This is a genomic window from Nakamurella sp. PAMC28650 (assembly GCF_014303395.1).
In the GTDB taxonomy this organism is placed as follows: domain Bacteria; phylum Actinomycetota; class Actinomycetes; order Mycobacteriales; family Nakamurellaceae; genus Nakamurella.
This window is the reverse complement of record NZ_CP060298.1, coordinates 2,346,734-2,360,173: the sequence shown is the minus strand read 5'-3', so window position 1 is coordinate 2,360,173 and position 13,440 is coordinate 2,346,734. Positions and strand designations below refer to the sequence as shown.

11 protein-coding genes are annotated in these 13,440 nt (G+C 68.1%); 5 read left to right on the top strand and 6 right to left on the bottom strand.

What is annotated here, in order from left to right; translation table 11 throughout:
- Position 1: 1 nt before the first annotated feature.
- The 4 genes from H7F38_RS10845 to H7F38_RS10830 form a co-directional block, all read right to left on the bottom strand.
- Positions 2 to 1,696, bottom strand: a complete 1,695-nt coding sequence (locus tag H7F38_RS10845) for a serine/threonine-protein kinase (protein ID WP_187094060.1) — start codon at positions 1,694 to 1,696, stop codon at positions 2 to 4.
- Positions 1,693 to 3,096, bottom strand: coding sequence for an FHA domain-containing protein (locus H7F38_RS10840; protein WP_187094059.1), 1,404 nt, complete (start codon positions 3,094 to 3,096; stop codon positions 1,693 to 1,695). The genes H7F38_RS10845 and H7F38_RS10840 overlap by 4 nt, the downstream gene beginning before the upstream one ends.
- Positions 3,093 to 3,914, bottom strand: coding sequence for a PP2C family serine/threonine-protein phosphatase (locus H7F38_RS10835; RefSeq protein WP_187094058.1), 822 nt, complete (start codon positions 3,912 to 3,914; stop codon positions 3,093 to 3,095). The genes H7F38_RS10840 and H7F38_RS10835 overlap by 4 nt, the downstream gene beginning before the upstream one ends.
- Positions 3,915 to 4,177: 263 nt before the next feature.
- Positions 4,178 to 4,435 (bottom strand): DUF5302 domain-containing protein, encoded by a 258-nt coding sequence (locus tag H7F38_RS10830; protein WP_187094057.1) that lies wholly within the window; start codon positions 4,433 to 4,435, stop codon positions 4,178 to 4,180.
- Between the two features lie 221 nt (positions 4,436 to 4,656).
- Here H7F38_RS10830 and H7F38_RS10825 point away from each other — a divergent pair, with 221 nt between their 5' ends.
- From H7F38_RS10825 to H7F38_RS10815, 3 genes are all read left to right on the top strand, one after another.
- The gene (locus H7F38_RS10825; protein WP_187094056.1) at positions 4,657 to 6,114 is read left to right on the top strand and encodes an aminobutyraldehyde dehydrogenase; all 1,458 of its coding nucleotides are present in this window, start codon (positions 4,657 to 4,659) and stop codon (positions 6,112 to 6,114) included.
- Positions 6,115 to 6,128: 14 nt separating this feature from the next.
- A complete protein-coding gene (gene gabT / locus H7F38_RS10820; RefSeq protein ID WP_187094055.1) occupies positions 6,129 to 7,484 on the top strand; it encodes a 4-aminobutyrate--2-oxoglutarate transaminase in 1,356 nt (451 codons plus the stop codon).
- Positions 7,485 to 7,736: 252 nt separating this feature from the next.
- Complete coding sequence (locus H7F38_RS10815; protein ID WP_187094054.1) at positions 7,737 to 8,972, top strand: primosomal protein; 1,236 nt, start codon at positions 7,737 to 7,739, stop codon at positions 8,970 to 8,972.
- An 84-nt stretch (positions 8,973 to 9,056) separates the two neighbouring features.
- Here H7F38_RS10815 and H7F38_RS10810 read toward each other — a convergent pair whose 3' ends face one another.
- Positions 9,057 to 10,145, bottom strand: coding sequence for a type IV toxin-antitoxin system AbiEi family antitoxin domain-containing protein (locus tag H7F38_RS10810; protein ID WP_187094053.1), 1,089 nt, complete (start codon positions 10,143 to 10,145; stop codon positions 9,057 to 9,059).
- Positions 10,146 to 10,387: 242 nt separating this feature from the next.
- A complete protein-coding gene (locus H7F38_RS10805) occupies positions 10,388 to 11,488 on the bottom strand; it encodes an adenosine deaminase (RefSeq protein ID WP_187094052.1) in 1,101 nt (366 codons plus the stop codon).
- Positions 11,489 to 11,623: 135 nt separating this feature from the next.
- Here H7F38_RS10805 and H7F38_RS10800 point away from each other — a divergent pair, with 135 nt between their 5' ends.
- Together H7F38_RS10800 and H7F38_RS10795 are read left to right on the top strand one after the other, a co-directional pair.
- Positions 11,624 to 12,610, top strand: a complete 987-nt coding sequence (locus H7F38_RS10800) for an ATP-binding cassette domain-containing protein (RefSeq protein WP_187094051.1) — start codon at positions 11,624 to 11,626, stop codon at positions 12,608 to 12,610.
- Positions 12,607 to 13,410 carry an ABC transporter permease gene (locus tag H7F38_RS10795; protein ID WP_187094050.1) on the top strand — a complete coding sequence of 268 codons (804 nt, stop codon included), beginning with the start codon at positions 12,607 to 12,609 and terminating at the stop codon, positions 13,408 to 13,410. The genes H7F38_RS10800 and H7F38_RS10795 overlap by 4 nt, the downstream gene beginning before the upstream one ends.
- Positions 13,411 to 13,440 lie beyond the last annotated feature (30 nt).

Here is a 13,440-nt window from a genome sequence, read left to right as displayed (position 1 = left end):
GTCAGGCCTTCGGCCCGCAGGCCTGCGCCGGGCTCGACAGGCTGGAGTCGGCCCGGATGACGACCACCTCGATGCAGGCGCGGGAAACCCCGGCGACGGTCGCCGTGGTCCCGGAGCTGTCGGACCAGGAAACGGACTGCGCCGCATCCTGGTCGGTCCGGCGCCACTGGTACCGATCCCCGGTCAGCGGGCTGGGATTCTTCCAGGTGAAGACGACGTCGCTCCCTGATCTCGCGCCGGTCAGATCCATCGGCGTCGGCGCCGGGTTGACCTGAACCAGAGCCGGGGAGGTCGGCCGGGTGGTCGGGGCCGCGACCGGAGCGGCCGCCGGAGCACTGCCGCGCGTCCCGACCACCAGGCCGATCACCGCGATCAGGACCACGGCGGCGCCCACACCGATCATCAACGGAAGCCGGGATCGCTTCGCGGCCGACTGCGGGACCGCCGCCGGGATCGCCGGCGGCTGCGGGCGCGCCTGGGTGTCGGCCGGTGGCCGGGGGTGCAGAGAGGGGACCTGGCCGAGATAGCCGGGGTGGGGCGCGATGCCGCGCATCCGGGTGTGCTCGGGAGCGCCCTGGTGGTCGGTGGCAGCCGCCTGGCCGGAGCCCATCGTCGGGCCCGTGGTTCCCCGCATCTGGGTGCGGTCGATCGACGACCCGGACGGCGAGGTCGTCGACTGATGTGCCCCGATCACCTGCTGGATCACGCCGGGTGCCTGGATCACGCCGGGTGCCTGGATCACCCCCTGTGCTTCGATCACCAGCGGGCGGATCCGCGTCCGGCCATCGTTCTCGGGTGCGATCTCGGCCCGCGCCGCCACCGGGTCCTCGGCAGAGATGTCGACCGGCGTGATGGCACCGCCGATCTCGGATTCGAGCCGCTGCAGGGCCCTGGCCAACTCGAGTGCACTCTGATATCTGCGTGCGGGGTCCTTGGCCAACCCGGTCGCCAGCACCACTTCGACGCTCTGCGGGACATCGGGGCGCCCGGTCGGGGTCAGAGCGGTGCGCTGGATCCGCGTGATCAGGTCGACCTGATCATTCGACCGGCCCGGGAGCTCGTAGGGCGAGCGGCGGGCGAGGAGAGTGAAAAGCGTTGCCGTCAGGGAATAGACGTCGGCTCGATGATCGCCGGTCGGGGTGCCGCTGAGCATCTCCGGAGGGGACCAGGGAATGGAGAGCCCGACGGATTCCTCCTCGTGCAGCACCCCCATGGCGACCGAGATGCCGAAATCGGTGAGGGCCGGACGGCCACCCGCCGCCGTCAGGACGTTGGCCGGTTTGATGTCGCGGTGCAGAATGCCCTGGCGGTGGGCGGTTTCGACTGCACCGGCCAGTTGCACCCCGATCGACAGCACCTCGGCCACGGCGATCTGCTGGGTCTTGTAGCGGTCCGCCAGATTCAGCCCGGGGCAGTAGGCCATCACCAGATAGGGGCGTCCGTCGGGGGCGATCGCCGCGTCGTGGATGGTCACGATGTTGATGTGGTCGGACAGAGCTGCCATCAGACGGCTCTCGGCCGTGAACTGGCGCTGCACCTCGTCGGTGGATGCGTTGGCGCGCAGCACCTTCACTGCCACATTTCGGCCGAGGGCCCTCTGCTCGTACAGGTAGACGTCGGCGAATCCCCCGCCTCCGAGGGGACGGACGATCGTCAGACCCGGGATCTCCGGCGGCGCGGTCGGCAGCTTCGTCACGACGGAGCCCTCAGGGTGGCGGTGACACCGTCGCCGAGATCGATCGTGTCGCCGGGTTGCAGGTCCAGGATGCCACCCTGGGCCAGCACCGCACTCCCGCCGGCGGCCCGACGAATCACGCTCCCGTTGGTCGAACCCAGGTCCACTGCCACGCAGCCGGTGGCCGTGGGACGAACGGCCACGTGCGATCGAGAGATGTCCTGCTGCGGGCTGGGCACGGTCACCAGATGGGGGATGTCGGTGCCCGACACCCGATCGACCTGCGGGCGGCGGCCGATCACGACGCTGCGATCGACCTCCACGCTCTGGCCGGTCGAGAACTGCAGCAGGAGCCAGCGATCCGCCGGGGCGGGGGCGCCCTGGCGCGCGGAGGTGGTGGGGGTGCCCGTGGTGGGGGTACCGGTGGTGGGGGTGGTGGAGGTGACCGGGATCGGATCCCCGGTGGAGCCGCGCAGCACGGCGAGTTCGCCCGCCATGATGGTGGATCCGTCGTGGTCGCCCGGCCGGTTCTGCAGATCCGGCACGGCGGAGACCGGATCGGAACCGGCGGAGGCCGGGTCGAACGCGGCGGCGGCCTTCTCGACCGCGCCCGCGGGCGTCCCGGACGTCGTCGCCGGAGCCGCCGGGAGCATCAGCAGTTCCTCCGGCGGCGTGCGGACCGCGGCGTCCTCCACGCTCCGCATCACCGTCGACTCGAAGAGGTGCTCGAACGAGTCGTCGATCGGCTCCATCCTGGTGTCCGGAAGCCCCGACCGCGTCGACGGCGACTCCGGCACCGGGGTCTGCGCGGAGGCAACCGGGCTGGGATGAGCGGGGCTGGGATCGGCCGGGCTGGGATCGGCCGGGCTGGGATCGTTGACCGACGTCGGGCCCGGCACTGCAGTGGCGTGCTTGCTCACGCCACCGACCGACAAGGCGTTCGTCCTCTTGTCCCCACCGTGCTCCGACGGGGTGGCGTCCGCAGTCGTTCCATCAGCCGTCCACCGGAAACCCGCCGCGAGGACGGCACCGGAATGCAGCGGCAGAGCGGAACCGACCTCCTCCCCCGCGCCGAGGGACAACGGATGCTCGAAGACCTGCTCGTTCCACGTCCGGACGGACTGACCGTCGAACTCTGCCCCGTCGCCGGCGACCGATCGCACCCGCACGGTGATCTTGCCCCGGACGATCACGCGCAGCGCCCCGGCGTCGAGTTCGAACATGACCAGATCCGGCAGCTGCGCCAAGCCGTCCCGCAGGGCTTCCTCCAGCAGACCCGACAGTGCGGTCCCCCTGACGACCAACGGCCAGAGCCGCGCCGCGAGTACGCCGTCGGAGGTGAGCACGCCACATCTGGAGGAGACGGCCAGGTGAGCCGAGCCCGGCTGGTATTCGTACGAGCCGGTCACGAGCCCGGTCATGAGGCGTCACCGCCGCCGACCAGGGCGATTTCCGGCAGGCGCGGCAACGTGCGGTCGTCTGGTGTCGCCGGCCTGCGGACGACCGGTGATTCGCCCGCACTCACGTCGGGATCCACGGCCACCACATCCACCACGACCACGGTCACGTTGTCCCTCCCGCCGGCGCTCAGGGCCGACGCGACCAGCGACTGGGCCACCTGCTGCGGGCAGGTGTCCACTGCCGAGGTCAGCTCGGCGATCTGGTCGGCGTCCAACTCGCTGGTGACCCCGTCCGAGCAGATCATCAGGCGGTCCCCCCCGGTGGCGGGGAGCAACCAGAAGTCGGGCCGCGGCCCGTCCGGCGATCCGACCGCCCTGGTGATGATGTGACGCTGCGGGTGGAATCTGGCCTTCTCCGGCGAGACGTCACCGAGCTCGATCAATTCCTGCACCACCGAGTGGTCGACGCTGATCTGCGAGACGGTCCCGGCCGAACAGCGGTAGACCCGGGAGTCGCCGATGTTGAAGATCAACCAGTAGGGCAGGCCGTTCTGCTCGACCGCGGCGAATCCGGCGACGGTCGTGCCGCCCGCGGCGGCACCTCTGATCCGGTCCTGTGACCGACGGAAGGAATCCATCACCCATTCGGCCGTCACCGACGACGTGTCAGCAGGTGCCGCGAACTCCTGGACGACGATCGCGCTGGCCGTGGCCCCGGCCGCGTAGCCGCCCATCCCGTCGGCCACCAGGAACACCGGCGGCGCGGTCAACAACGCGTCTTCGTTGACCGCACGAACGTGGCCGCGGTCGGTGGCCGAACCCCAATCGACCTGCCTCATCTCGCTGACATTCCGAGACGACGGCGCTTGGTCGGCGCACAGAACAGCGCCACACATACCCCCGGGTAATGGTCGAAGAACTCTGCCGAACGGCTACCAGTTTCGCATACCGAACTACCGGCCGCGGCGGTTCCTGGGAGTGCATTCCTGCTCGCGAGGGTTCCGGCGCATTGTCACCTTCGGTAGGCGATGAGCGGTTCACCACCGGATGTCCGGACCCGATCGACCCTGCGTTCACCCGGGAGAGGCCGACCACGGGTGCGTCATGCGCTACCGGACTTCCGACGGAACGTCCGGGTCGCCTTGTGGCTGGATGTCGCCCCGCCGACCCCACCGTGTCCGTCCAGGTGCGCGCTGCGGGCCTGGCCGGCCTGCTTCTTGCGCTCGAGCGCGGCGGCGAACGCCGACTTCACGCTGACGGTGACGGGCGCTTGTTCCTCGACGGGCGGCACCGCTTCCGCCGCCTCCTCGGTGACCGCCGGCGTCACCGGCGCCTTCTTGTTCTTCGCTGCCTCTGCCATGGCTGCCTCCTTGCTGGTCATGCCCGGGCGCCGATCGCGCAGGTCGTTCGCTCTCGTCCTGACCCCATCATGACGGCAATCGGCAGCGGGCGGAAATCCCTTTCTTCCCCGGCTTGTCCCGACCCCACTGGCACGCAGCCCGGCGGACAGGGAATGCTGGAGTGGTCATCGCCGCGTGACCGTGAACGAACCTGCCTCACGCGGCACTAGAGAGGGAGAACATGAGCTCTGAACTGCGCGTGCTGCGCAACTTCATCAATGGCGAGTTCACCGATGCGGCAACCGGTGCAACGAGCGAGGTGATCAATCCCTCGACCGGTCAGGCCTACGCCACCGCCCCGCTCTCGGGCGCGGCAGATCTGGATGCGGCCTACGCGGCAGCCTCCACCGCGTTCGAGGGCTGGGGCCGCAGCACCCCGTCGGACCGTCAGCGAGCCCTGCTCAGGATCGCCGACGCGCTCGAGGCCCGCGCCGAGGAGTTCGTGGGCGTGGAGAGCGAGAACACCGGGAAGCCGTTGGGGCTGACCGCGTCCGAGGAACTGCCGCCTGCCGTCGACCAGCTGCGTTTCTTCGCCGGCGCCGCCCGGATCCTGGAGGGCCGTTCGGCCGGCGAGTACATGGCCGGGCACACCTCGTTCATCCGGCGGGAGCCGATCGGCGTCGTCGGTCAGGTCACTCCCTGGAACTATCCGCTGATGATGGCCATCTGGAAGATCGGCCCCGCACTGGCCGCCGGCAACACGATCGTGCTCAAACCCTCCGACACGACGCCGGCGTCCACCCTGCTGCTCGCGGAGTTGGCGGCGGAGTTCCTGCCGGCCGGCGTGCTGAACGTGGTGACGGGCGACCGCACGACCGGCTCGGCCCTCGTCTCGCACCCGACCCCGGCGATGGTCGCCATCACGGGCAGCATCCGGGCGGGGATCCAGGTCGCGCAAGCCGCCGCCTCCGACGTCAAGCGGGTCCACCTGGAACTGGGCGGCAAGGCCCCCGTCATCGTTTTCGACGACGCGGATGTCGCAGCCGCGGCCGAGGCGATCGCCATCGCCGGCTACTTCAACGGCGGCCAGGACTGCACCGCCGCCACCAGGGTGATGGTGGCCCCCGGCGTGCACGACGACTTCGTCGCGGCGCTGGCCGAGCAGGCGCGCGGGACCGTCACCGGACCACCCTCGAACGTCGATGCCCTCTACGGACCCATCAACAACGCAGGCCAGCTGGCCCACGTCGGCGGCTTCATCGACCGCCTGCCGGATCACGCCTCGGTGCAGGCCGGCGGGTCGAAGCCGGTCGGTGCCGGATACGGGAACGGCTACTTCTACTCACCGACCGTGGTCTCGGGACTGCGCCAGCAGGACGAGGCCGTGCAGAACGAGATCTTCGGGCCCGTCATCACGGTGCAGAAATTCTCCGACGAGCGAGAAGCTCTTCGGTACGCCAACGGCACGAAATACGGCCTGGCGTCATCGGTCTGGACCGCCGACCACGGCCGGGCCATGCGGATGTCGGCCGCCCTGAACTTCGGGTGCGTCTGGATCAACACCCACATCCCGCTGGTCGCCGAGATGCCGCACGGCGGCTTCGGGCACTCCGGGTACGGCAAGGATCTCTCGATGTACGGACTCGAGGACTACACCCGCATCAAGCACGTCATGTCCGCCATCGGCTCGGCAGAGTAAGAGGTCAGCAGAAAATGAGCACAGCAAGCATCGAAGCGGCGTTCCGTACCGACATCGCCCAGGAACGACGGCTCCTGACGGCCATCCCGGGCCCGAAATCCCTTGCGCTGCATGCCCGCCGGCAGGCTGCGGTAGCCGCCGGCATCGCCTCGACGGTACCGGTCTACACCGCAGAGGCCGGCGGCGGCGTCATCGTCGACATCGACGGCAACTCGCTGATCGACCTCGGCTCCGGCATCGCGGTGACCTCCGTCGGCAATGCTGCCCCGCTGGTGGTGGAAGCGGTCCGCAACGCGGTCGAGCACTTCACCCACACCTGCTTCATGGTGACGCCCTACGAGGGCTACGTCGCGGTCGCCGAGAAATTGAACGCACTGACCCCGGGCCGTCACGCCAAGCGTTCGGCACTGTTCAACTCCGGCTCCGAAGCGGTGGAGAACGCCGTCAAGATCGCACGGGTGGCCACCGGCCGGACCGCCGTGGTGGCCTTCGACCACGCCTACCACGGCCGGACCAACCTGACGATGGCGCTGACCGCCAAGGCCATGCCCTACAAGAAAGGGTTCGGGCCCTTCGCGGGTGAGGTCTACCGGATGCCGATGTCCTACCCGTTCCGGGATGTCGAGGGCATGACGGGCAAAGATGCTGCCGCGCGTGCGATCTCGATGATCGAGAAGCAGATCGGTGCCGACGACGTCGCCGCCGTGCTGATCGAGCCGGTCCAGGGCGAAGGCGGCTTCATCGTGCCGGCCGACGGTTTCCTGCCGGCGCTGTCGGAGTGGTGCACCGCCAACGGAGTGGTGTTCATCGCCGACGAGATCCAGTCGGGCTTCTGCCGGACCGGGACCTGGTTCGCCTGCGATCACGAGGGGGTCGTCCCCGACCTGATCACCACGGCCAAGGGCATCGCCGGTGGCCTGCCGCTGGCCGCCGTCACCGGTCGCGCCGAGATCATGGACGCGGTGCACCCGGGTGGCCTCGGCGGCACCTACGGCGGCAATCCGATCGCCTGCGCAGCCGCACTGGCCGCGATCCGGACGATGGAGGAGCTGGACCTGAACGGCGCGGCCCGGCGGATCGAGGCCCTGGTGATGCCGCGGATGAAGGCGCTGGCCGCTTCCACCGGACGGATCGGCGAGGTGCGGGGACGCGGCGGCATGATCGCGCTGGAGTTCACCGTGGCCGGATCGCTGGAACCCGACCCGGCGGCCGCCGCGAAGGTGGCCAAGGCGTGCCACGCGCAGGGCGTCATCATCCTGACCTGCGGCACCTACGGCAACGTCATCCGTCTGCTCCCCCCGCTGGTGATCGGCGAGGACCTCCTCTCCGAGGGCCTCGACGTCCTGGAAGCCGCTGTCCGCGCCCTGTAGCCCGCCCCGGGCCTGGTTGCGGCTGGGCTCGGCCGGGGTTGGCATGGATCAACTTCCCAGGCATGGATGAAAGTGACGACTCCTGTCCCTCCCGTCCCAAATCGGCGAAGTTGATCCATGCAGCACGGGTCACGAGCGACCGCAGCCTGCCGATCTGATCCGTGCAGGGTTTTACAGGAGGACCGATAGGCTGGCGCGGCGGTCAGCCCCCGGTGCCGCCGTTCGACCTCAGTTCTTGAAAGGACCAAAGAAGTGGCCGCGGAAATCATCCCCATCCAGCTCGGTCTGACGGCCGGCAACGGCCTGACGCTGTGGGCGCCCCGCTGGCGCGAGGACGGCGAGGAGTGGGAGGCCTTCCTCGGCCACGGAGACGATCTGTACGTGTTCCCGACCCCGGCGCACCTGGCCGCCTTCATCCGCGGCACCGACGAGCACGACCTCACCGATCACCCGGAGTGGGAGGCCGTCTCCGAGGCGATGACCGACGAGCTCATGCCGGACGACGACCACCGCTTCGACATCGTCGGGGTGCCGGAGCTCGTCGCCGAGACGCCGGACATCTGGACGCTCGCCGAGCTGGCCGACACCGTGGCGATCCTGCACTCGCTGGCCGATGTCTGCGATCTGCCGGTGATCGACGACGTGCTGGCCGACGCCGACGGTTTCGCCGTCCTGTCCATGGGCGAGACGGCCTTCGCCGGCCGCCGCGGCGAGAAGCTCTGGGACGGAATTGGAGCCGTCGTCTCCAAGCGCTGGGACGAGGTGATCGAGGCCCTCGACGGCCTGGTCAAGACTCCCGAGGTCGACGCGTCCACCCTCGAAGCCGCAGAGGCCGAGGCCGTCGCCGTCAATGCGGTCGTGGTGCAGGACCCGGACGAGGACGAGGTCGCCGAACTCGAAGAGGGCGAGCGCGACCCCGAGCTGGAGTTCTGGGACGAGATCGGTATCGACTGCGTCGAGATCACCGTCGCTGGACGCAGCGGCTGGACGATGCGCTGCTACCTCGAGGACCAGCCCGTCTTCCTGTCGAAGGCGAACAGGATCCAGATCTTCTCCTCCGACGAGAAACTGGAGAACTATCTGACCGATGCCGGTGCAGACCACAAACTCGCGTCATTGGCTGTGTGGCCGGAGATCCGGGAGGCGATCGACGGTGGCGACGCCGTCGTGGTGGCCGGACCCGAGAACACCTACGAGCTGGATGGTCTCGGCGACAATCTGATGACCGGACCTGGGTCGGTGGACCGCAGGCAGTTGGAACTCGCGGTCGAGTTGCTGACCGACGCGGCAGTGGCTCGCAAGGACGAGGAGACCTCCGACGCACTGTCCTCGGCCACCCCGCTGTCAAGCCTGATCAGCGCGATCGTCAAGCCCGACGCCGACCGGATGCCGCCGGCTCCACCGTTCGACGACGAGGTAGCGGCGTGGAACATCCTGGTCGACCGCTTCGCTTCGACTCTCGAATGGGACGGCGAGTCCGAGGTCTGACCTCACGGGGCTCTCACGATCCTGCGCGGCCCCCTGTCCTGCGTGGATCAACTTCGAAGGCATGGACGAAAGTGACGACTCCTGTCACACCCGTCCCAAATCGTCCATGTTGATCCATGCAGGCGGTCCTGGCCGCACCGAGGAGTCGGACCGGATCCGGAAGCCGGTGCGCTGATCCGCGGATTCCGCCGGCGTGGTCAACGACCAGCAGTCGGGCACCGGTCCACCTCGCCGCAGACGCTCCGCCATGTCCACCCTCCGGAGTAGCTCCCTGGGACGCCGCACGGCCAGATCCCAGTTGTAGCGGACTATCTCGAACCCAGCGGAGCGAAGGTCCCGCTCTCGGTTCTTCTCGTCCGTCACGATCTGGTCGGCATCCGGACGATTGTTGTACTTGACCGCACCGTCGGCTTCGACGATCACGCCGGTCTCCGGCAGCAGATGGTCGACGCGGTAGCGGCGCGCACCCACGCGGATCCAGACGTTGGACAACGGGACCTCCCGGCGATTGGTCAGAAACACCAACCGGCCCAACGTCTCCAAGGGACTCTCCACCCGCGGGTCCGCGAACTCCACCACCCACCTGGCCGTCTCGATACCCGGATAGTTGATCATGTCCTTGGTCAGTTGGGCCAGCACTTCACGGTGAGTTCCACTGTGCAGCACGAAGTCTGCGGCAACCAGGCCGGCGATTGCGCCGTTGTGTCGAGCGATGTCGATGGCCGCGTAAGCAGCATCCGCCGTCGGGACGCGGAACCGCGTGGTCCGATGACGAGGTGGCAGATGGCCCCAGCGAGTGCGGCCGTAGGGCGTCCGATCGGGCGCCCGGTGGGCGTCACCCGGTCGTAGCGCCGTCGGCAGCCGCGGTGGGGAGTGCACCACCGGGACCCCGAGGACGGCAGCGGCAGCCCACCCGGTGAGGTGCACGTTCGAACCGCTGCACATCCCGAATCCGATGGCCCGCAGGCGAAAGGCGTCCCATTCCGTCAGGCCCGCAGCTCGGCTCCGGAGGACGAAGGCTGACTTGGCCACCCGGATCAGGAGACCCTGGTCGGTGCCGCGCCGCAGAAGTGCCCGGGGCACGCCGAGCGCATCGGCATCGCGCTGGTCGACCACTTCGCCGAATCGGTCGAACAGTTCGGCGAGGATCTGCGCATCTCGGAGGCGGGTCATGACCTGATCGTCGGTGCCGCAAACCCCGTTGTCGCCGCCTCGGCTCCGAATGTGGATGGATTGGGGGGTATGTGCACAACTTGTCCCCGGACGCCCCCTTCTGCGCCGCCGGCCGCTGCATGGATCAACTTCGCGGATTTGGGACCAGAGTGACAGAAGTCCTCACTTTCATCCATGCCCGGGAAGTTGATCCACGCCAAAAGGGGGGCCAGGCGGGAGAGGGGAGGCCAGGCGGGCGGGCGTCAGTCGGTCAGTGCGGCATAGCCGGGTTTGATGACGTTCTCGATGATCGCCAGCCGCTCGTCGAAGGGCAGGAACGCGGATTTCATGGCGTTGACGGTGAACCAGCGCAGATCGGCCCACGTGTAGTCGAAAGCCTCGACGAGACCAGCCATCTCGCTGGTCATGGTGCAGCCGCTCATCAGCCGGTTGTCGGTGTTGACGGTGACCCGGAAACCCAGATCCTTCAGCAATCCGATCGGGTGCCTGGCGATCGATTCGGCCGCACCGGTCTGGACATTGGACGTCGGGGCCATTTCCAGCGGAATTCTCTTGTCGCGCACGTAGGCCGCAAGACGGCCGAGTTGTGCCGTGCCGTCGAAGGCCAGGGAGATGTCGTCGATGATACGAACGCCGTGTCCCAATCTGTCGGCCCCGCACCACTGCAACGCCTCCCAGATCGACGGCAACCCGAAGGCCTCTCCCGCATGAATGGTGAAGTGGGCATTCTCCCGCTGGAGATATTCGAACGCATCGAGATGACGGGTGGGCGGGAACCCGGCCTCGGCGCCGGCGATGTCGAACCCGGCCACCTCCTGGTCGCGGTACTTCACCGCGAGATCGGCGATCTCCCGGGACCGCGCCGCATGCCGCATGGCGGTCAGCAGCGCGCGTACCCGAATTCGATGTCCGGACCCGACGGCGGCCAGCATGCCGGCCGAGAAACCGTCGAGCACGGCCTGGACCACCTCGTCGAGATCCAGCCCCTTCTCGGTGTGCAACTCCGGAGCGAAGCGGACTTCCGCGTAGACGACGCCATCGGCCGCCAGGTCCTGGACGCATTCCGAGGCCACCCGGATCAGCGCCTCCCGCGTCTGCATGACGCCGACCGTGTGCGAGAACGTCTCCAGGTAGCGCTCGAGCGAGCCGGAGTAGGCGGATTCGGAGAACCAGCGGGCCAGGTCGGCCGGGTCGGTGGTGGGGAGTTCGCCGTACCCGGTCTGCTCGGCCAACTCGATCAGCGTGACGGGTCGTAGGCCACCGTCCAGATGGTCGTGCAGCAGCACTTTAGGCGCGATTCTGATCGTCTCGGTGATGGGACCTGCGGTGTTCTCGTTGAGCATCCACAGACGTTACCCGGTGCCGCGGATCGCCCGGGGAACGGGCAGACCAACCCCGCATGACAAGACGGCGTGGTCCACCGGGTGCGGGCCAGAAATCGGAGGGACTGTCGGACCTCTCCTTTACAGTCTCTTGGTATGGCCGACCTCATCACCATCGAAGGACTCACCAAACGATTCGGCGAGACCACGGCCCTGGCCGGCGTGGACCTCGACGTCGCCGAAGGTACCGTTCTGGGCCTGCTGGGCCCCAACGGTGCCGGCAAGACCACGGTCGTGCGGATTCTGTCGACCCTGATCAAATCCGACGCCGGCCGAGCCGTCGTGGCCGGTCTCGACGTCGCGGAGCAGGCCGACGCGGTCCGTGCCATCATCGGGCTGACGGGACAGTACGCGGCCGTCGACGAGTACCTCACCGGCTTCGAGAACCTCGAGATGGTCGGCCGGCTCTACCATCTCGGCAAGAGGGAGTCACGGGTCCGGGCCGTCGACCTGCTGGAGCGGTTCGGTCTGAGCGATGCCGCGAAGCGTCCGGCGAAGACGTACTCGGGTGGCATGCGACGCCGCTTGGACGTCGCCGCCTCGCTGATCGCGCGTCCGCGCGTCCTGTTCCTCGACGAGCCGACCACGGGCCTGGACCCCCGCAGTCGACAGGGCATGTGGGATTTCATCGCCGACCTGGTCAGCGACGGGACGACGATCCTGCTGACCACCCAGTACCTGGAGGAGGCCGACCGGCTGGCCGATCAGATGGTGGTCATCGACCACGGCAGGGTGATCGCGCGCGGCACCGGCGACGAGTTGGAGGCACAGGTGGGCGGGCAGCGCCTGGAATTCGTCGCCATGCGAAGCCGTGATCTTGCCGCACTGGCCGAGCTGCTCGTCCCGCTGGCCGTCGAACCGGCCAGTGTCGACGAGCAGGCCCGCACCGTCAGCGTGCCGGTCGGCAGGGGAGCTGACGATCTCGCTGCGGCCTTGGACCTGTGGCGGGGCAGTGGCATCGAACTGACCGATGTCGGCCTGCGGCGGCCGGACCTGGACGACGTCTTCCTGACGCTGACCGGGCACGGATCCGGACCGGCCGTGGAATCTTCCGTCGACAACGAGAGGCAGCAGGCCAAGTGACCACACTCGCGCACGGGGTTTCCGACGCCGTGACCATCACCAAGAGAAATCTGATCAAGCTCAAACGGGTACCCGATCTGATCGTGTTCGCCACCCTGTCGCCGATCATGTTCGTGCTGCTCTTCCGCTACGTATTCGGTAGCGCGATTTCCACCGGCGGGATCAGCTATCCCGAATTCCTGCTGCCCGGCATCTTCGCCCAGACCGTCTTCTTCGGTAGCACGACGACAGGATCCTCACTTGCCCAGGATCTGCAGAAAGGCCTGATCGATCGATTCCGATCGCTTCCGATGGCCCGCTCGGCAGTGCTCGTCGGCCGGACGGTCGCCGACATCGGACTCAACATGGTGTCGGTCTTCGTCATGGCCGTCACCGGATTCATCGTCGGCTGGCGGATCCACACCTCGTTCTTCGAGGCGCTCGGTGCGTTTCTGCTGCTGCTGCTCTTCGCATTCTCGATCTCCTGGGTGATGGCGACCCTCGGCCTGCTCGTCCGCACGCCGGAGGTGTTCAACAACGCCAGCTTCATCGTGATCTTCCCGTTGACGTTCATCGCCAATACGTTCGTGCCGACCAACGGTTTCCCCACGGTGCTCCGGGTCTTCGCCGACTGGAACCCGGTCTCCACCATCACGCAAGCCATCCGCAACCTGTTCGGCAACACGTCGCCGAGCCTGAAGATCTCCGACGCCTGGGCCATCCAGCACCCGATCACCTACACGCTCGTCTGGATCGTCATCCTGCTGGCGGTCTTCGTCCCGTTGTCGGTCCGCACCTATCTGCGAAGCGCGACCAGGTAGGGCGACGTCGTCCGGGAGGCCGGACCGGCA